This window comes from Geodermatophilus bullaregiensis, from assembly GCF_016907675.1.
In the GTDB taxonomy this organism is placed as follows: Bacteria; Actinomycetota; Actinomycetes; order Mycobacteriales; family Geodermatophilaceae; genus Geodermatophilus; species Geodermatophilus bullaregiensis.
The window spans coordinates 2,461,965-2,479,529 of record NZ_JAFBCJ010000001.1 but is presented as its reverse complement, the minus strand read 5'-3'; the positions used below and the strand labels follow the sequence as shown (position 1 = coordinate 2,479,529).

Genomic DNA, 17,565 nt, shown 5'->3' with positions numbered 1-17,565 from the left:
AGAGCCGCAGACGGCGTCAGAGAGGCGGACGGCGGCGGCCGTGCCCGGTGGCCTGCTCGATCGCGTGCGCCACCTCGAGCAGCCGCCGGTCGGTGCGCGGCGCGGTCACGACCTGCAGCCCGACCGGCAGGCCGTCGTCGGTGAAGCCGCCGGGCAGCGACAGCGCCGGGCAGCCGGTGGCCGAGACCAGCGTGCACGAGCGCATCCAGCCGAGGTAGTCCGCCTGCGGCACCCCGGCGACCTCGGTGGGGTACTCCAGCTCGACCGGGAAGGGCAGCACCTGCGTGGTCGGGGCCAGCAGGACGTCGTAGCGGTCGAAGAAGCCGACCACCCGCTCGTGCAGGCGGGTGTGCGCGAGCTCGGCGCGGGCGACGTCGGCCCCGGTGAGCGCCGCCCCCACCGCGGCGTTGGCGCGGATCGTCTCCTTCACCTGGTCCGGCGAGCGGCGGACGACGTCGCCGAAGGTCGCCTCGAACAGCCAGGCGCGCAGCGTGCCGAACACCTCGTCGGCCTCGCGCAGGTCGGGGCAGGCCTCCTCGACGGTCGCGCCGAGCGACTCCACGACGGGGAGCACGTCCTCGAGCACGGCGGTGATCGCCGGGTCGACCGGCACCAGGCCGCCGAGGTCGCGCGCCCAGGCGACCCGCAGTCCCCGCAGGTCGCCGTCCAGGGGTGCGGCGAACCCGGCGGGGTCGTCGGCCAGCGAGATCGGCACCCGCGGGTCGGGTCCGGCGACAGCCGAGAGCACCAGGGCGACGTCGGCGACGGTGCGGCCCATCGGGCCCTGCACCGACAGCGTCGACCAGCCCATCGCCGCCGGCCAGGTCGGCACCCGGCCCGGGGTGGGCCGCAGGCCGACGACGTTGCAGAAGGCCGCCGGGTTGCGCAGCGAGCCGCCCATGTCGCTGCCCTCCGCCACCGGCACCAGGCCCGCGACCAGCGCCGCGGCCGCGCCGCCGCTGGACCCGCCGGCCGACAACCCGTGCCGCCAGGGGTTGTGCGTGGCCCCGAACAGCGGGTTGACCGTCTGCGAGCCTGCGGCGAACTCGGGCACGTTGGTCTTGCCCACGCGGACCGCGCCGGCCTGCCGAAGCCGCTCGACGACCAGCTCGTCGCGGGCCGGCACCGTGTCGGCGTGCAGCGGCGAGCCCCAGGTGGTGCGCATGCCGCCGGTCTGGTGGGTGTCCTTGTGCGCCGCCGGCAGCCCGTGCAGCGGACCGACCGCCTCCCCGGCGGCCAGCGCGGCGTCGGCGGCGTCCGCGGCCGCGCAGGCGCCCTCGGCGTCGAGGGTGACGATCGCGTTGACCCGCGGGTCGACCCGCTCGATGCGCGCCAGGTGCGCCTCGAGCAGCTCCCGGGCCGACAGCTCGCGGGCGCGGAGGAGGGCGGCCAGCTCGGTCGCCGGGCGCAGGCACAGGTCGTCGTCACGGGTCGGTGCGCTCGGAACGGGGGTCACCGGGGGAGGGTGCCACGCCGCCACCCCTGCCGGGGACCGCAGGCCCGGCCGACGTGCGACGGCCCGTCCCGCCGGTCGATCCCTGGACGGGGCCCGGGAGGACCGCGGCACGGCTCTGCGCCGGGGCCGCCCGCTCAGCGACCTCGAGGCGCCCGGTCAGAGCCGGGTCGACCAGGTGGACAGCCCGCCCGCGCGGCGGAAGCCGAGCGCCTCGTTGACCGCGACCATCGGCCGGTTGGTGTCGAGGTTGTGGGTGCTGATCCGCCGGACCGCCGGCAGGGTCGCGGCGAGCTCGCGCAGGACCGCGGTCTTCACGCGGGCGCCGAGGCGGTGCCCGCGGTGCTCCCGCAGCACCAGCGTGCCGCTCTGGTTCGCGCGTTCCGGCTGTGCGGGCGACACGTGCAGGTCGGTGAAGGCGACCAGGCGGCCGTCCCGCACCGCGCCGGCCGACAGCACCGTGCGTCCGCGGGCCAGGGCGACGGCCTCCTGCTCGCGCACCCGCGCGGCGTCCCAGTCCTCCTCGCCGACCGGCACGTCCCCGCTCGGGGTGTCGGTCGACGCCCGGCGGTAGAGCAGTGCCCGGTCCTCGAGCAGGGGGTCCGGCGTCCGGTCGCGCCAGGTGAGCACCTCGTAGCCCGCGCTCGCGGCGACCGCCTGGGCCTCCAGGGCCGACAGCCGCTCCTCGGCCACGGGGAGCAGCAGGTCGCGGCGGGTCTCCCGCAGGTCGCAGGTCCACCCGTGGTGCGCGGCGAAGGCGCGGCCGGGTGCGTCCGGTCCGGGCTCGTCGACCCCGGGCTCGTCCACCTCGGCGACCAGCGACGGGCGTCCGGCCGCCGCTGCCAGCCGCGCGGCCTCCTGCAGCAGGGCGGTCCCGACGCCGCGGCGGCGGGTGGCGGGGTGCACGGCCACGTCGACGTGCGCGACGGAGGTGTTGTCCCGCACCGGCAGCAGCACGCGCAGCGCGCCGACGACGGTGCCGTCGGCGACCGCGGCCCGGTGCGTGCCTCCCGTCGAGCCGCCCGGGGTGGTGAGCCGCCGGCCGAGGGCGACGTGGTCGCTCGCCGGCCGCGGCTCCTCGTCGGGGCGCTCGGCGCGCTGGGTGGCCGCCCACACCTGGCACCAGGCGGTGAACCGCTCGTCGTCCGGGCCGGTCCGCACGATCTGCACCCGTCCGTCCTACCCGGCGGCGCAAACGCGTCCCCAGCGACGCCGGCCCGCCCGGGTCGCGGCCGGGCGGCCACCCGGGCTCCGCGCCGTCCCACCTGCCGGGGACCATCGGGGCATGACCAGCGAGGCAGAGACGGCGACCGGCCCGGCCCGGGGGACGGCGCCCCCCGAGAGCGACGGCGGCACGACCTTCGCCGACCTCGGACTGCGCCCCGAGCTGCTCGCCGCGCTGACCCGGCTGGGCTACGAGGAGCCGACGCCGATCCAGCGCGAGGCCGTGCCGCCGATGGCCGCGGGCCGCGACCTGCTGGGCCAGGCCGCCACGGGCACCGGGAAGACGGCGGCCTACGCGCTGCCGGTGCTGCAGCGGCTGCCCGACGACCGTCCAGGCGGCGACCCGCTCGCGCTGGTGCTCGTCCCCACCCGCGAGCTGTGCATCCAGGTGTCGGAGGCGCTGCACCGCTACGGCCGCGACCTCGGCGCCCGGGTGGTGCCGGTCTACGGCGGGCAGCCGATCCCGCGGCAGCTGCGGGCGCTGCAGGCCGGCGTCGACGTCGTCGTCGCCACTCCCGGCCGCGCGCTGGACCTCGTGCAGCGGCGCAGCCTGCGCCTGGGCGGGGTGGCCACCGTCGTCCTCGACGAGGCCGACGAGATGCTCGACATGGGCTTCGCCGAGGACCTCGAGGCGCTGCTCGACGAGGTGCCCGAGGAGCGGCAGACGGTGCTCTTCTCCGCCACCATGCCGCGCCGGCTGGACTCGATGGCCCGGCGGCACCTGCGCGACCCGCTGCGCATCGAGGTGGCCCGCGAGGTGCCGGTGGAGGGCGAGGCCCCGCGGGTGCGCCAGACGGCCTTCGTCGTCGCCCGCGCGGCCAAGGCCGCGGCGCTGGGCCGGGTCCTCGACGTGGAGAGCCCGACGGCGGCCCTCGTCTTCTGCCGCACCCGCGACGAGGTCGACGACCTGACCGAGACGCTCAACGGCCGCGGCTACCGCGCCGAGGCGCTGCACGGCGGGATGAGCCAGGAGCAGCGCGACCGGGTGATGAACCGGCTGCGCAGCGGCACCGCCGAGCTGCTGGTGGCCACCGACGTCGCCGCCCGCGGCCTGGACGTCGAGCAGCTCACCCACGTCGTCAACTACGACGTCCCCGCCGCGGCCGAGACCTACGTGCACCGCATCGGCCGGGTGGGCCGTGCCGGCCGCGAGGGCGTGGCGATCACGCTGGTGGAGCCGCGGGCGCACCGGATGCTCAAGACGATCGAGCGGGTCACCGGCGCGCCGATCTCCGTCGAGCGGGTGCCCACCGTCGCCGACCTGCGGGCCCGCCGGCTCGAGCTGACCCGCGCCGCGCTGCGGGAGAGCCTGCTCGGCGACGAGCTGGAGCGCTTCCGTGCCGTCGTCGACACGCTCACCGACGAGTTCGACGTCGTCGAGGTGGCGCTGGCCGCGGTCAAGCTCGCGCACGAGGCCACCACCGGCCCGGACGACGACGAGGAGATCCCCGAGGTCACCCTGCGACCCGAGCGGCCGCGGCGGGACGGCGACCGGGGCGACCGCGGGCAGGGCCGGGGTCCCCGCGAGCGCCGGTCCGGCGGCGGGGACACCGCCCGGCTGTTCATCGGCGCCGGCCGCAGCGCGGGTGTGCGCCCGGGCGACCTGGTCGGCGCGATCGCGGGGGAGACCGAGCTGCGCGGCCGCGACGTCGGCGCCATCGAGATCGCCGAGCGGTTCTCGCTGGTCGAGGTGCCCGAGGCCGCCGCCGAGGACGTCATCGCCGCGCTCAAGGCCACCACCGTCAAGGGCCGGAAGGTGACCGTCCGCCGGGAGCGGCCGCGTCCGTGACCGGCCGGGCGTGACGAGGCTGTCGGCGACCGGGGGCGGACCGATCACGAGCGCCGGCCACCCCGCGGCCTCCGCGTCGGCGAGCAGCCCGACCAGGGTCGTCAGGGAGTGCTGTCGGTCCACCCGCCGTCCTCCGTCGAGCACGTCGACGTCGTTGGTGCCGAACGCGAACACGGCGCCGTACCGGTCGCCGTCCCGCAGCCGGCGGCGGGCCTCGTCGAGCCAGCGACCGGCGACGTCGACCGAGGTGTCCCGGCGCACGCCCAGGCCGTAGGCGGTGAGCCGCCACCCGGCCTCCCGCGCCGCGGCGGACACCGGGCCGGCCCACCCCGCACCGGTCGGGTCCCCGACCCCCGCGGTCAGCGAGTCGCCGAGGAAGCACACCCGGACGTCGGGCGGGGCGCTCACGGCGCGGCGCGGTCGCCGCTCCCCGGACCGCCGCGGCGGCGTCGCGTCGCGGACGTGCACGCGACGACGGCCGGGACGGTGACGGAGGAGCGGGTCGTGTCAGCAGCACGTCGATGCGCACCAGTGCACCGTCGGACGTCGTCCGGGCCGAGCAGCCGACGCCGTTGACACCGGAGTCCCCCCTTGTGACGCTGGCCACCTTCCCGCCCCCGAGCAGCCGAGCGCTCGCTCGGGAGGCCTCTCCGACCGCTGGGAGACGACTGTGGCCGACGCCCCCGACATGACCGAGGTCCTCGCCGACGCCCCGAAGAACTGGGGCAAGTGGGGGGAGGACGACGAGGTCGGTGCGCTGAACTACCTGACCGCGGACGAGGTGATGCGCGGCGTCCAGCACATCCGGCAGGGACAGGTGTTCACCCTGCAGCGGCTGATCGGTGACCCCAAGGGCGACCCCGTCTGGCCGGGCCGCTCGCCGGCCGTCCGCACGATGCTGCTCGACGAGTCCACGTGGGACTCCGCCGAGGCCCCGCAGTTCCCCGGCGGCCTGCACTACGCCGACGACAAGATCGACGCGTTCCTCCAGGGCTCCACGCAGTACGACGCCCTCGGCCACGTCTGGTACGACGGCCAGATCTGGAACGGCTACGACGCCCGCAGCACGGTCGGCGGCATGGCCAAGGCCAGCGTCGAGCCGATCGCCCAGCGCGGCGTCGTCGGCCGCGGGATCCTGCTCGACATGGCCCGCTTCCGCGGGAAGGACACCCTCGACAAGGGCGAGACGTTCACCCACGAGGACCTGGTGGCCTGCGCCGAGGCCCAGGGCACCTCGATCGAGCAGCACGACATCCTGGTCGTCCGGACCAACTTCCTGCAGCTGTTCTTCGACCAGGGCGAGGCCTTCTACGAGGGCTTCAACGAGCCCGGCCTGTGCTACAGCCCCGAGCTGGTGCGCTGGTTCCAGGACATGGAGATCCCCAACCTGGTCACCGACACCATCGCCAACGAGGTCACCTACGACCCGAACAACGGCACGGCGCTGCCCCTGCACTGCGCCCTGATGCGCAACCTCGGCGTCACCCTCACCGAGATCTGCGACCTCGAGGAGCTGGCCGAGAGCTGCGCGTCCGACGGCCAGTACACGTTCCTCTACGCCGCGGCGCCGCTGAAGGTCCACCGGGCCACCGGCTCCCCGGTCAACCCGCTGGCGATCAAGTAGGCGGTCATGAGCGTCTACGACGAGCGGCCGTGGCTCGCCCTCTACGGGGACCAGCCGGCCGACTACGAGATCGAGTTCGACAACGCGCTGGAGATGTTCCGCGCCGGGGTGGCGCGGGACCCCGACGGCGATGCCCTGAGGTACTTCGACGGGGTCGTCCCCCGCCGGCAGCTCGACGAGCTCAGCGACGCGCTGGCCGCCGGCCTGCTGGCCGGCGGCTTCTCCGCCGGTGACCGCCTCGCCGTCTACCTGCAGAACGTGCCCCAGTTCGTCATCGCGATGGTGGCGACCTGGAAGGCCGGCGGCACCATGGTCTCGATCAACCCGATGAGCCGGAAGCGGGAGCTGTCCTACCTGCTGCAGGACTCGGGTGCGACGGTGCTGCTCGCACTGGAGGCGCTCTACGACGAGGTCGCGCGCGAGGTCGTGCCCGACACCGACGTCCGCCTGGTCCTCACCACCAGCGAGCTGGACTTCCAGAGCCGCGACGACGAGCGGCTCTTCGCCGGGGTGAGCCGTCGGCGGCACGAGGGCACGACGGACCTCCTGGAGTTCGTCGAGCGGTACCGCGGGCAGGTGCCGCCGCCGGTCGCGCTCCGGCCGGAGGACGTCGCGTTCCTGACCTACACCTCGGGGACGACGGGCGTGCCCAAGGGCGCGATGAACACCCACCGGAACGTGGTGTTCACCGCCCAGGTCTACCGGGACTGGGTGCGTGCGGGGCGGGACGGCGCGATCTTCGGCATCGCGCCGCTGTTCCACATCACCGGCCTCATCGGGCACATCGCGGTGAGCATGCTCGTCCCGGCTCCCCTGGTCCTCGCCTACCGGTTCGAGCCGCAGGTGGTCCTCGACGCCCTCCTCGAGCACCGGCCGACGTTCACCATCGGCGCCATCACGGCGCTCAACGCCCTGCTCAACGCGCCGGGCTTCACCAGGGACCACTTCGCCTCGTTCACCTCGGTGTACTCCGGGGGCGCGGCGATCTCCCCGACGGCCGAGAAGGCGTTCCTCGAGGCCACGGGCACCCAGGTGCACAACGCCTACGGCCTGACCGAGACCACCTCGCCGATGACGGTCACGCCGTTCGGCTCGCCGTCGCCGGTCGACCCGACGTCGGGGGCGCTGTCGGTCGGGGTGCCGGCGCCGAACACGATCGTCCGCATCCAGGGCGACGACGGGCAGGACCTGCCGCTCGGCGAGGTCGGCGAGATCGTCGCCGACGGGCCGCAGGTCGTCGCCGGCTACTGGGGCAAACCGGAGGAGACGGCCGCCAACCTGCCCGGTGGGGCGCTCCGGAGCGGCGACGTCGGCTTCATGAACCCCGAGGGCTGGGTCTTCATCGTCGACCGCAAGAAGGACATGATCAACGCCTCCGGGTACAAGGTCTGGCCGCGGGAGGTCGAGGACGTCCTGGCCGAGCACCCGGCGGTGCGCGAGTCCGCGGTCGTCGGCGTACCCGACGAGAAGCGCGGTGAGACGGTCAAGGCGTTCGTCAGCGTGCGGTCCGGCGTCGAGGTGACGCCGGAGGAGCTCATCGCGCACTGCCGGGAGCGCATGGCCGCCTACAAGTACCCGAGGCAGCTCGAGATCGTCGACGAGCTGCCCAAGACGGTCACCGGCAAGATCCTCCGCCGCGAGCTGCGCGACCAGGCGGCGGGGAGCTGATCGGCACCGGGTGCCCCGCCGGGGAGCGGGGCGCCCGGTCACCGGTGCGGCGGCAGCGCGAGCGCGACCGGACACGCTGCGTGTCAACAGGCCGGGGGTCCCGGCGTGTCGGGGGTTCCCTGGCGTCCCACCGAGTGGCCCGCACCACACTCGGGCTCCTGGTGCCCCTGGGCACCCCGCGACGGAGCGGCCGGCGACGACGCCGGGTCACACCGACCGTCGGGGGACGGCCGCGCCGACCGGCGCGGCGCACGACGCACGAGGCCGGCACACAGGCGTGCCGGCCACCTACTGGGAGGAGCGTCCGTGGCAGGCAACAAGGCGGTCATGTACATGGGGCCGGGCAAGGTGGAGGTCGCCGACCTCGACTACCCCGGGTTGGAACTGAAGGAGGGGCCGGGGGTCAACCCGGCCAACGTGGGCCGCAAGACCCCGCACGGGGTCATCCTGCGGACGGTGGCCACCAACATCTGCGGCAGTGACCAGCACATGGTCCGCGGGCGGACGACCGCGCCGGAGCGGCTGGTGCTCGGCCACGAGATCACCGGGGAGATCGTCGAGAAGGGCTCGGACGTCGAGTTCCTCGAGGTCGGCGACATCGTCAGCGTGCCGTTCAACATCGCCTGCGGACGCTGCCGCAACTGCAAGGAGGGCAAGACCGGCATCTGCCTGAACGTCAACCCCGACCGCCCCGGCTCGGCCTACGGCTACGTCGACATGGGCGGCTGGACCGGCGGCCAGGCGGAGTACGTCATGGTGCCCTACGCGGACTGGAACGCCCTGAAGTTCCCCGACCGGGACCAGGCGCTGGCCAAGATCCGGGACCTGACGATGCTCTCGGACATCTTCCCGACCGGCTACCACGGCTGCGTCACCGCCGGCGTCACCACCGGCTCGACGGTCTACATCGCCGGCGCCGGTCCGGTGGGGCTGGCCGCGGCCGCCTCCGCGCACCTGCTCGGGGCCGCCGTCGTCATCGTCGCCGACCTCAACGCCGACCGGCTGGCCCAGGCCCGCAGCTTCGGCTGCGAGACCGTGGACGTCTCGAAGGGTGACCCCAAGGACCAGATCGCGGAGATCCTGGGCGAGCCCGAGGTCGACTGCGGTGTGGACGCGGTCGGCTTCGAGGCACGCGGCCACGGGAAGGACGCCGAGCGGGAGCAGCCGGCGACCGTGCTGAACTCGCTGATGGACATCACGCGGGCCGGCGGTGCGCTCGGCATCCCCGGCCTCTACGTGACCGGTGACCCCGGTGCGGCCGACGAGGCGGCCAAGACCGGCTCGCTGTCCATCCGGCTGGGCCTGGGCTGGGCGAAGTCGCACGCGTTCACCACCGGCCAGTGCCCGGTCATGCGCTACAACCGCCAGCTGATGATGGCGATCCTGCACGACCGGGTGCAGATCGCGAAGGCGGTGAACGCCGAGGTGATCCCGCTGGAGGACGCACCGCGGGGCTACGCCGAGTTCGACCAGGGGGCGGCGAAGAAGTACGTGCTCAACCCGAACGGGCTCATCCCGGCCTGAGCCGGAGCTGACGGGCGCCCCGCCGGGTCCGGCGGGGCGCCCGTCGGTGGTCAGGAGCGGCGGGCCGGGCTGGCCGGGTCCTCCGGGACGACGTCGGGCACCCGGTTGGGCCCGGCCACCGCCGGCCGCGGGGCGTCCTGCCGGTGCAGCCGCACGGCGACCAGGGCGACGTCGTCCTCCGGGTGGCCGTCGACCAGCCGCTCGAGCACCTCGTCGAGCATCTCCTGCAGCGGCCGGTGGGCCAGCTCCCGCAGCGCCTCGCGCAGCCGCGCCAGGCCGGCGTCGAGGTCGGCGTCGCGCCGCTCGACCAGGCCGTCGGTGAACAGCAGCACCGTCGCGCCGCGGTCGAGGGTCACCATCGACTCCTCGCGGCGGGTCTCCGGGTCGATGCCGAGCAGCAGGTCCCCGCGCCAGGAGACCAGCTCGGCCACGCTGCCGTCGGGATCGATCACCAGCGGCGGGAGGTGGCCGGCGTTGGCCCAGCGCATCCGGGTCACGCCGCGCCGGCGCTCGTCGTCGGTCTGCTCGAGGCGGGCCACCGCCGCGGTGGCCAGCACCCGGGTCTGCAGCAGCGCCATGGAGGCGTCGAGCCCGCGCAGCACCTCGCCGGGACCGGCGTCGCTGTAGGTGGCGATGCCGCGCAGCAGCCCGCGCAGCTGGCCCATGGCCGCCGCGGCCTCGGTGTCGTGACCGACGACGTCGCCGATGACCAGCATCGTCGCGCCGCCCGGCTGCAGGAAGGCGTCGTACCAGTCGCCGCCGACCCGGGCCGCCTCGGCGGCCGGGTGGTACCGGACGGCGATCTCGGCGTGGTCGGGCTCGGGTGGCTCGGTGAGCAGGCTGCGCTGCAGACCCTCGGCCAGGGCCTGCTGCTGGCCGTAGAGGCGCGCGTTGTCCAGCGCCAGGCCGGCGCGGTCGGCGACGTCCTGGGCGGTGGCCAGGTCCTCCTCGCGCGGCGTCCAGCCGCGGCGGAAGTACAGGGTCATCACGCCGAGCGTCCGGTCGCGGCCGCGCAGCGGGATGCAGATCGCCGACCCGGGGCCCAGCGCGGCCAGCAGCCCGCGTGCCTCGCCCTCGGCCAGGAGGCCGAGCACGGACTCGGCCAGCTCCATGACCGGCTCGCCGGTGAGCAGGGCGCGCATGAGCGGCGCGGTGACCGGCATGGCGTCCATCCGGACGGCGGCGTAGCGCTCGACCAGCGCGCGCGTCGAGGGGTCGGCGTGCCAGTGCCCGACGTCGCGCGGGCGGCCGTCGGGGTCGACGACGGTGACGATGCACCAGTCGGCCAGCGCGGGCACGACCAGCCGCGGCAGGTGGGCGGTCGCCGACTGCACGTCGAGGGCCCCGGCCAGCTCGGCGCTCACCTGCGCGAGCAGCGCCAGCCGCTGCGCGCCGCGCTCGGCGCGGTCCTGCACCCGGCGCCGCTCGGTGACCTCGAGGAAGTAGACCGACACCCCCTCCGGGCTCGGCCAGGCCCGCACCTCGTACCAGCCGTCGAGCGGCGCGGGGTAGTGGGCGTCGAAGTGCACCGGCCGCCCGATGCGGACGGCGGTGCGGTAGTTCTCCTCGAAGACGCTGCCGACCGTGGCCGGGAAGGCGGTCCACAGCTCGTGGCCGAGCAGGTCGTCACGGCTGCGCCCGAGCAGCCGCTCGGCCTCGGCGTTGACGTGGGTGAAGCGCCACTCGCGGTCGAGGGAGTAGAAGCCGGCGGGCATGGCCTCCAGCACGCGGGTGACCCGCATCCCGGCGGCGCGCTCGGCGGTGGTGTCGTAGGCGGCGCCGAGCACGCGGGTCGCCGTCCCCTCCGCGTCGACGAGCGTGCGGCCCCGGGCCTGGACCCAGCGGGTGTCCCCGTCGGGCCAGACGACGCGGTACTCGGCCTCGTAGTCGCCGCGGGAGTCGATGCTGGCCTGCAGCGCGTCGGCCACCCGGGGCAGGTCGTCGGGGTGCACGCGCTCGTTGAAGGCCTCGATGCTGCCGCCGAAGGTCTCCGGGGTGTAGCCGAACATCTCGATCAGCCGCGCGTCCCAGGTCAGCTCGCCGGTGCGCAGGTCCCAGTCGAAGGTGCCGATGCCGGCGGCGTCGATGGCCAGGCCCCAGCGCAGCCGGTCGCTCTCGTAGGCGGTCGCGAGGGCGGCCAGCTCCAGCTCGGTGACCGCGGCGGCGGCCAGCTGCCGGAGCGTCGCGACGTCGGCGTCCGACCACGGGCGCGGCGTCGGTGCCACGGCGCAGAGGACCCCCACGGTGTGCCCGTCGGAGTCCACGAGCGGTGCGCCGAGGTAGGCGCCGACGGCACCGGCCGCCACCGGCGCGAGCCGGCTGACCCGCGGGTCGGTGTGCGCGTCGGGGACGACGACGGGCGCCCGCTCGGCAGCGGCGATCGCGCAGGCGGTGGCCTGCAGCGGCGTCTCGCTGCCGAAGGCGCCGGGCTGCAGGCCCGCGCCGGCCACCACGACCTGGACGTCGTCGATGAGGGAGACCTGCGCGATCGGGACGTCGAGGAGCCGCGAGGCCAGCTCGGCGATCCGGTCGAGGGCGGCGCTGGCGTCACGGAGCCGCAGCCGGCGCGCCGCCCGGGCGCGCGGCCGGTCGGCCTGCAGCACCGCTGCGGCTGCCTGTGGATCCGGAACGGCGCTCCCCGTGCGGGATCGGAACGTGTCGTCCACCGAACCCCTCTGCCCGGCTCGTGGCCGACTCGACACCCAGCCGCCCGACCGCTGTTGGGCCCAGGCGCCGGACAGATCGTAGGCGACGCCGGTTGTGACCAACAGAGCTGACGGCAAGCTCACATCCGCTGACGCTCGGTCATGGCCTGCGGTTCAGGCCGCGGGGAGGACCAGCGTGAGTGCCGTCCCGCCGTCGTGTTCCACGTGCAACCCCGCTCGGCGCAGGAGTGCGCGCAGCCGGACGACGGAGTCGGGCTCGGCGGTCGTGGTGGCCAGCAGCCGGGCGACCCGCCCCTTGTGCGACTTGTTCGCGTGGCTGATCACGGTTCGCGTGCCGTCGGGGCGCTGGCTCCGCACGTCGACGGTCACCGCGCCCGGGACCGGCGCCAGGGCCTGGTACCCCCCGCTGCGCAGGTCGACGACGAGCTCCCCGGCCGCCGCGAGCGCCGGACCGAGGACGGGCCGCCACAGCGTGCGCAGGGTGGGCAGCCCCGGTAGCGCCGAGCCGGCCGAGAGCCGGTAGGCCGGGATCGGGTCGGTCGCGCGGGCCAGGCCGAACAGCGCCGAGACCACGGCGAGCCGGCGGTCCGCCCGCGCCCGCTGGGCCCGCGTCATGGACCGGACGCCGAGGGCGTCGTAGAGGACGCCGGTGTAGCGCTCCAGCGCGGGCGTCGTCGGGCTGGTGCACAGCGCGGCGTTGCGGCCCAGCTCGGTGTCCTGGCCGGGGGAGAGGCCGAGCGCGGTGCGGGCGACCGGCGGGTCGGCGGCGAGCCGGACCAGCGCGTCGACCAGCGTGGCGCGCACCGCGGTGAGCTCCGGGGTGGCCAGCGCGGCGAGGTCGAGCGGGGCGCCGTCGCCGTCCGGGCACTTGGTCTCCGACGGCGGCAGCAGCACGAGCACGAGGAACGACGCTATCCGGCCCCTCGGCAGGGCCCCGCCGCGAGCCCGCGAGCGGTGGGGGCAGAGGGGTCCTTCCTCAGGTCCAGTACAGCAGACGGGCGCCGGGGAGCCGCTCGGGGAGCTCGCGCTCGAACCAGCCGCGCAGCTCGGCCATCGTGTCCTTCGGGTACACGTGCTTCACCGAGCCGAACTTGCCGCGCTTGGTGGTCCGGCGCGTCTCGTCCATCTCCAGCTTGGTCCGCGGGTACCAGTCGAGCAGCGTCTCCTTGCTGCCCGGCGTGAACCGGTGGGTGATGCACTCGACGGTGAGGTCGTGTCCGACCGGGACGGCGGCGGCGATCCCGTCGAGCAGCTCGCCGTACTCCTCGCGCCAGCCCTCCACCGGCATGATCGGCGCGATGGTCACGCCCACCGGGTAGCCGGCCGCGGCCACCGCCGACAGCGCCCGCAGTCGCCCCGGCACCTTGGCCGTCGCACCCTCGAAGCGGCGGTCGACCGACGACGCGTTGACCGAGAAGCGCAGCCGGGTGCGGCCGCCGTGGGGCAGGGTCAGCAGGCCGGCGACGTCGTCGAACTTGGTGGTCGCCCGCAGCTGCACGGGACCGGCCCAGTCGTGGGTGCCGAAGTGCTCGACCATCCGCGACAGCCCGCCGGTCAGGTGCTCGATGGCCAGCGGGTCGGTGTAGCAGGAGGCCTCGAACGTCGTCCCCTCGCCGCCGCGCTCGAGCGTGCCGGAGGTGACGGCGCCGCGGCCGACGTAGGCGTCGAGGCCGTCGAGCACCTCGTCGAGGTCGGCGAACACGCGGGTGATCGGCGGCCCACCGAGCGAGCCGGCGAGGTAGCAGTACTGGCAGTGCGCCGGGCAGCCCTCGGCCAGGTCGACCCGCCAGTCCGCCGACGGCGGGATCGGCTGCAGCTCCCGCTTGGACGGCGCCGGGACCACGAGCGCGAGGGTGTCCTTGGCGGCCATGAACGCCGCGCGGTCGCCGTCGCCGCGCAGGTTGGGCAGCCGGTCGCCCCGGAGCACCTCCACGGCGTCGACACCGGCGGCCTCGAGGCGCGCGAGGACGCGCTGCCCGTGCGGCCGCTCGGCGGCCGAGCGGGTGACGAGGACCCGCTTGGGGGTCCACAGGCGGGAGGGTGCGGGAGCGGCGGGGGACAGGGCGGCGTCGGACGGGACGGCGGGCGGTGCGAGCAGCGCGGTCATCGCTCGGTGCAACACCGGGAGCGGCCCGCTGATGCCCTGGTCAGCAGCCTTTCCTGGCCCTCCTGTCGCCGTCGGCGGAGCCGTCGGTCAGGGTCGGGAGGTGTCCGTCCGCACCCACCCCGGCTCCCCGCCGGCTCCGGCGGCGCCGCGTCCGGGACGGGCCCGCTGACGTGGACGCCGGCTGGCCGGCCCCGCTCGGACTCGCGGTCGCGGTCGCGCTCGGTGCCGGCACGCAGCGCATCACCGGGCTCGGCTTCGCCCTGGTCGCGGCGCCCTTCCTCGTGCTGCTGCTCGGGCCGTTCGCCGGGATCCTCCTGATCAACGTGCTGGGGGTCGCCGCCTCGGTGCTGGTCCTCGCGCAGGTGCGGCGGGACGTGGACGTGCGCCGGGGCCTGCTGCTCTCGGCACCCGCGCTGGTGGCGGTCCTCCCGGGCGCCTGGGTCGCCCGCACCACCGCACCCGCTCTCCTGCAGGTCCTGGTGGGCGGCTGCGTGGTGGTGGCGCTGCTCGTCGTCCTCGCGGCCGACCGGCGCAGCGGCACCGGAGCGGGCGTCGCGGCAGGGACGGCGCCCGCGGTGCTCGCCGGGGCGGCGTCGGGCTTCATGAACGCGACCGCCGGCGTCGGCGGGCCGGCCCTGACGATCTACGCGGTGGCGACCCGGTGGCCGCAGCCCGCGTTCGCCGCGACGGCGCAGCTGTGCTTCGTCGTCATCGGCTCGGCGTCGGTGGCGGCCAAGGGCCTGCCCTCGCTGCCCGCCGCGGACTGGGTGGTCGCGATCGCGGCCCTGGCCGTCGGCCTCGTGGCCGGCACCGCCCTCTCCGCGCGGGTGGCGCCGGCGGCCGCCCGCACCGCCGCCCTCGCGCTGGCCCTGGTCGGGAGCGTCGCGACCGTGGTCGACGGCCTGCTCGGCGGTTGACGGCCCGGCCCCGTGTGACCTGCCCGCTACCGTGCCCCGTGCGCATCGGTGCCGTCGCCGGCCTGTCGAGGTCCCCGGTGAAGTCGATGGCCGGAGAGCACCTCGACACCGTCACGATGACCTCCCGGGGCGTCGAGGCCGACCGGAGCTGGGCGGTCTACACCGCGGACGGCTGCATCGGCAGCGGCAGGACGACCCGGCGGTTCCGGCGCGTGGACGGCCTCGCGGAGCTGCGCGCGCGCCGGGGTGCGGCGGGCGTGCCGCTGGTCACCTTCCCCGACGGGCGAGACGTGCCCGCGGACGACCCGGCGGCGAGCGCGGCGCTCAGCACCCTGCTCGGCCGGGAGCTGGAGCTCCGCCGGGAGACCGCGGTGGCGCACCACGACGAGTCGCCGGTGCACGTGATCACGACCGCGGGTCTCCGCCACCTCGGCCAGGTCCTCGGGCGCCCCGTGGCCGCGGCTCGCTCCCGGGCCAACGTCGTCCTGGACGTCGAGGGCGACGGCTTCGTCGAGGACGTCTGGCGGGGACGCCGTCTGGCGATCGGGCCGGACGTCGTGCTGCAGCTCGGGGCGGGCATGCCGCGGTGCGTCATGGTCTGTGCGCCCCAGTCCCACGCGGGTCTCGGTCCCGAGGAGGGGCTGCTCCGGGTGCTCGGGCAGGTCCACGACGTGGACTTCGGGTTGCAGGCGGAGGTCGTCCGGGGCGGCACGGTGCGCTGCGGCGACACCGCGGTCCCGTACCAGCCGCGCGCAGGTCCCGACCTCCCGGCGGCCGGCGCGGGGACGTCGCCGGGCACGGGCAGCCGGCCGGCGTCAATCCGTTTCGCGAGAGGCGAACGCCATTCCGCGTATAGCAGAAGAATGGCGATGGGCGCGCATTCCCCAGCCATTCCCGCCAGGCTCCTGGACGTCGGCACGGACACGACCGGAGGAGGCCCCACCCATGCGCACCCACACGTCGAGCAGCGGGTACCCGCGCCTGAGCAACGGGGACGGGAGGTCCCCGGGCCTCTCCGACGCCGTCCTCGACCGGCTCCTGCGCGAGCGGATCGTCGTCCTCGGCAGCGAGGTGGACGACGAGGTCGCCAACCAGCTCTGCGCCCAGATGCTGCTGCTGTCGGCCGAGGACCCGAAGCGCGACGTCCACCTCTACGTCAACTCACCCGGCGGCTCGGTCAGCGCCGGGATGGCCATCCACGACACCATGCAGTTCCTCGACTGCGACGTCGCCACCTACGCCTTCGGGATGGCCGCCTCGATGGGGCAGTTCCTGCTCACGGCCGGCACCCCGGGCAAGCGGTTCTCGCTGCCCCACACGCGGATCATGGTCCACCAGCCCTCGGCGGGCATCGGTGGGACGCAGTCGGACATCACCATCCAGGCCGACATGCTGCGCCGGCTCAAGCGCGACCTCAACGAGTTGCAGGCGCAGTACACCGGCCGGACCGTGGAGGAGATCGAGCGGGACTCCGACCGCGACCGCTGGTTCACCCCGGCCCAGGCGCGCGAGTACGGCCTGATCGACTCCGTCGTCGCCTCCGCCGCCGCGCTGCCCGGCGGTGGCGGCCCGGTGGTGGGCTGAGGCGGCAGGGAGGGGGACCTCGGGTGGACGTGCTCGTGCTCGGCGGGACGGCGTGGCTGGGCCGCGAGGTGTCGCGGCAGGCGCTGGGGCGCGGGCACGCGGTCACCTGCCTGGCCCGGGGGGAGGCCGGCGAGGTCGCCGACGGCGCCCGGCTGGTGGTCGCCGACCGCGGGCGCCCCGACGCCTACGCCGCGGTGGCCGGCCGCTCGTGGGACGCCGTCGTGGAGGTGTCGTGGCAGCCGGCCTTCGTCCGCGCCGCGCTGGAGGCGCTGGACGCCCGGCACTGGACCCACGTCTCCTCGGTGAGCGTGTACACCTCCCGCACGACGCCGGGCGAGGACGAGACGGCCGAGCTGGGGGCGTCCACCGAGCGGCCCCGCGTGGGCCGGGACCTCTACGGGCCGGCGAAGGTGACCTGCGAGGAGGTGTCCCGGGCCGCGGTGGGGGACCGCCTGGTGGTGGCCCGCGCCGGCCTGATCGGCGGTCCGGGCGACCACACCGACCGCTCGGGTGCCTGGGTCGCCCGCGCCGCGCGCGACCCGGAGGGTCCGATGCTGGTCCCCGACACCCCGGACCTGCCCACGCAGGTGGTCGACGTCCGGGGACCTCGCGGCGTGGCTGGTCTCCTGCGCGGAGCGCGGCGTGACCGGCACCTACGACGCGGTCGGGCCGGTGGTCCCGTTCGGCCAGTGGGTGGCTGCCTCCCGGGCGGTGGGCGGGCACACCGGGCCGGTGGTGCCCGCGCCCGGCGCCTGGCTGCTGGAGCAGGGGGTCGAGCCCTACACGGGCGAGGAGTCCCTGGCCCTCTGGCTGCCCGCGCCGGAGGACCGCGGCTGGTCGAGCCGCTCGGGCGCGCGGGCCGCGGCCGCCGGGCTGCGCCACCGTCCCCGGGAGGAGCTGCTGGCCGACGTCCTGGCGTGGGAGCGCGCGCAGGGGCTGGACCGGCCGCGGCGGGCCGGGCTCAGCGCCGCGCGGGAGGCCGGGCTGCTGGCCGCGCTCGCCCGCTGAC

Annotated in this window: 13 protein-coding genes and 1 pseudogene; 8 read left to right on the top strand and 6 right to left on the bottom strand. The window is 75.6% G+C overall.

Annotated elements, in window-relative coordinates; all coding sequences use genetic code 11:
• Positions 1 to 16 precede the first annotated feature (16 nt).
• Both JOD57_RS11705 and JOD57_RS11700 read right to left on the bottom strand, forming a co-directional pair.
• Positions 17 to 1,456 (bottom strand): amidase, encoded by a 1,440-nt coding sequence (locus JOD57_RS11705; RefSeq protein WP_204692192.1) that lies wholly within the window; start codon positions 1,454 to 1,456, stop codon positions 17 to 19.
• Between the two features lie 156 nt (positions 1,457 to 1,612).
• Positions 1,613 to 2,623: a GNAT family N-acetyltransferase gene (locus JOD57_RS11700; protein ID WP_204692191.1), complete on the bottom strand. Its 1,011-nt coding sequence runs from the start codon at positions 2,621 to 2,623 to the stop codon at positions 1,613 to 1,615.
• Between the two features lie 115 nt (positions 2,624 to 2,738).
• On the opposite strand from JOD57_RS11700, the gene JOD57_RS11695 reads away from it, so the two are divergent.
• The 4 genes from JOD57_RS11695 to fdhA all read left to right on the top strand — a co-directional run bounded on the left by JOD57_RS11695 (position 2,739) and on the right by fdhA (position 9,282).
• Complete coding sequence (locus JOD57_RS11695) at positions 2,739 to 4,466, top strand: DEAD/DEAH box helicase (RefSeq protein ID WP_204692190.1); 1,728 nt, start codon at positions 2,739 to 2,741, stop codon at positions 4,464 to 4,466.
• Between the two features lie 670 nt (positions 4,467 to 5,136).
• The gene (locus JOD57_RS11690; RefSeq protein WP_204692189.1) at positions 5,137 to 6,090 is read left to right on the top strand and encodes a cyclase family protein; all 954 of its coding nucleotides are present in this window, start codon (positions 5,137 to 5,139) and stop codon (positions 6,088 to 6,090) included.
• A gap of 6 nt (positions 6,091 to 6,096) precedes the next feature.
• Positions 6,097 to 7,758, top strand: a complete 1,662-nt coding sequence (locus JOD57_RS11685) for an AMP-binding protein (protein ID WP_204692188.1) — start codon at positions 6,097 to 6,099, stop codon at positions 7,756 to 7,758.
• Between the two features lie 306 nt (positions 7,759 to 8,064).
• On the top strand, positions 8,065 to 9,282 hold the full coding sequence (gene fdhA, locus JOD57_RS11680) for a formaldehyde dehydrogenase, glutathione-independent (protein WP_204692187.1): 1,218 nt from the start codon (positions 8,065 to 8,067) through the stop codon (positions 9,280 to 9,282).
• Positions 9,283 to 9,332: 50 nt separating this feature from the next.
• Here fdhA and JOD57_RS11675 read toward each other — a convergent pair whose 3' ends face one another.
• The 3 genes from JOD57_RS11675 to JOD57_RS11665 all read right to left on the bottom strand — a co-directional run bounded on the left by JOD57_RS11675 (position 9,333) and on the right by JOD57_RS11665 (position 14,055).
• On the bottom strand, positions 9,333 to 11,885 hold the full coding sequence (locus JOD57_RS11675) for a SpoIIE family protein phosphatase (RefSeq protein WP_307824627.1): 2,553 nt from the start codon (positions 11,883 to 11,885) through the stop codon (positions 9,333 to 9,335).
• A 216-nt stretch (positions 11,886 to 12,101) separates the two neighbouring features.
• Complete coding sequence (gene yaaA / locus JOD57_RS11670) at positions 12,102 to 12,848, bottom strand: peroxide stress protein YaaA (RefSeq protein ID WP_204692185.1); 747 nt, start codon at positions 12,846 to 12,848, stop codon at positions 12,102 to 12,104.
• A gap of 76 nt (positions 12,849 to 12,924) precedes the next feature.
• Complete coding sequence (locus tag JOD57_RS11665; protein ID WP_204692184.1) at positions 12,925 to 14,055, bottom strand: SPL family radical SAM protein; 1,131 nt, start codon at positions 14,053 to 14,055, stop codon at positions 12,925 to 12,927.
• A gap of 170 nt (positions 14,056 to 14,225) precedes the next feature.
• Between JOD57_RS11665 and JOD57_RS11660 the strand changes: the two genes are divergently transcribed.
• The 3 genes and pseudogenes from JOD57_RS11660 to JOD57_RS11650 all read left to right on the top strand — a co-directional run bounded on the left by JOD57_RS11660 (position 14,226) and on the right by JOD57_RS11650 (position 16,556).
• A complete protein-coding gene (locus JOD57_RS11660; RefSeq protein ID WP_204692183.1) occupies positions 14,226 to 14,972 on the top strand; it encodes a sulfite exporter TauE/SafE family protein in 747 nt (248 codons plus the stop codon).
• A 14-nt stretch (positions 14,973 to 14,986) separates the two neighbouring features.
• Positions 14,987 to 15,691 (top strand): annotated as a pseudogene (locus tag JOD57_RS27270) (MOSC domain-containing protein); the annotation flags it as partial.
• 226 nt (positions 15,692 to 15,917) lie between these two features.
• On the top strand, positions 15,918 to 16,556 hold the full coding sequence (locus JOD57_RS11650) for an ATP-dependent Clp protease proteolytic subunit (RefSeq protein ID WP_204692182.1): 639 nt from the start codon (positions 15,918 to 15,920) through the stop codon (positions 16,554 to 16,556).
• A gap of 184 nt (positions 16,557 to 16,740) precedes the next feature.
• Here JOD57_RS11650 and JOD57_RS11645 read toward each other — a convergent pair whose 3' ends face one another.
• Complete coding sequence (locus JOD57_RS11645) at positions 16,741 to 16,923, bottom strand: hypothetical protein (protein ID WP_204692181.1); 183 nt, start codon at positions 16,921 to 16,923, stop codon at positions 16,741 to 16,743.
• A gap of 275 nt (positions 16,924 to 17,198) precedes the next feature.
• Here JOD57_RS11645 and JOD57_RS11640 point away from each other — a divergent pair, with 275 nt between their 5' ends.
• Positions 17,199 to 17,564 carry a hypothetical protein gene (locus tag JOD57_RS11640; RefSeq protein ID WP_204692180.1) on the top strand — a complete coding sequence of 122 codons (366 nt, stop codon included), beginning with the start codon at positions 17,199 to 17,201 and terminating at the stop codon, positions 17,562 to 17,564.
• Position 17,565: the final 1 nt, after the last annotated feature.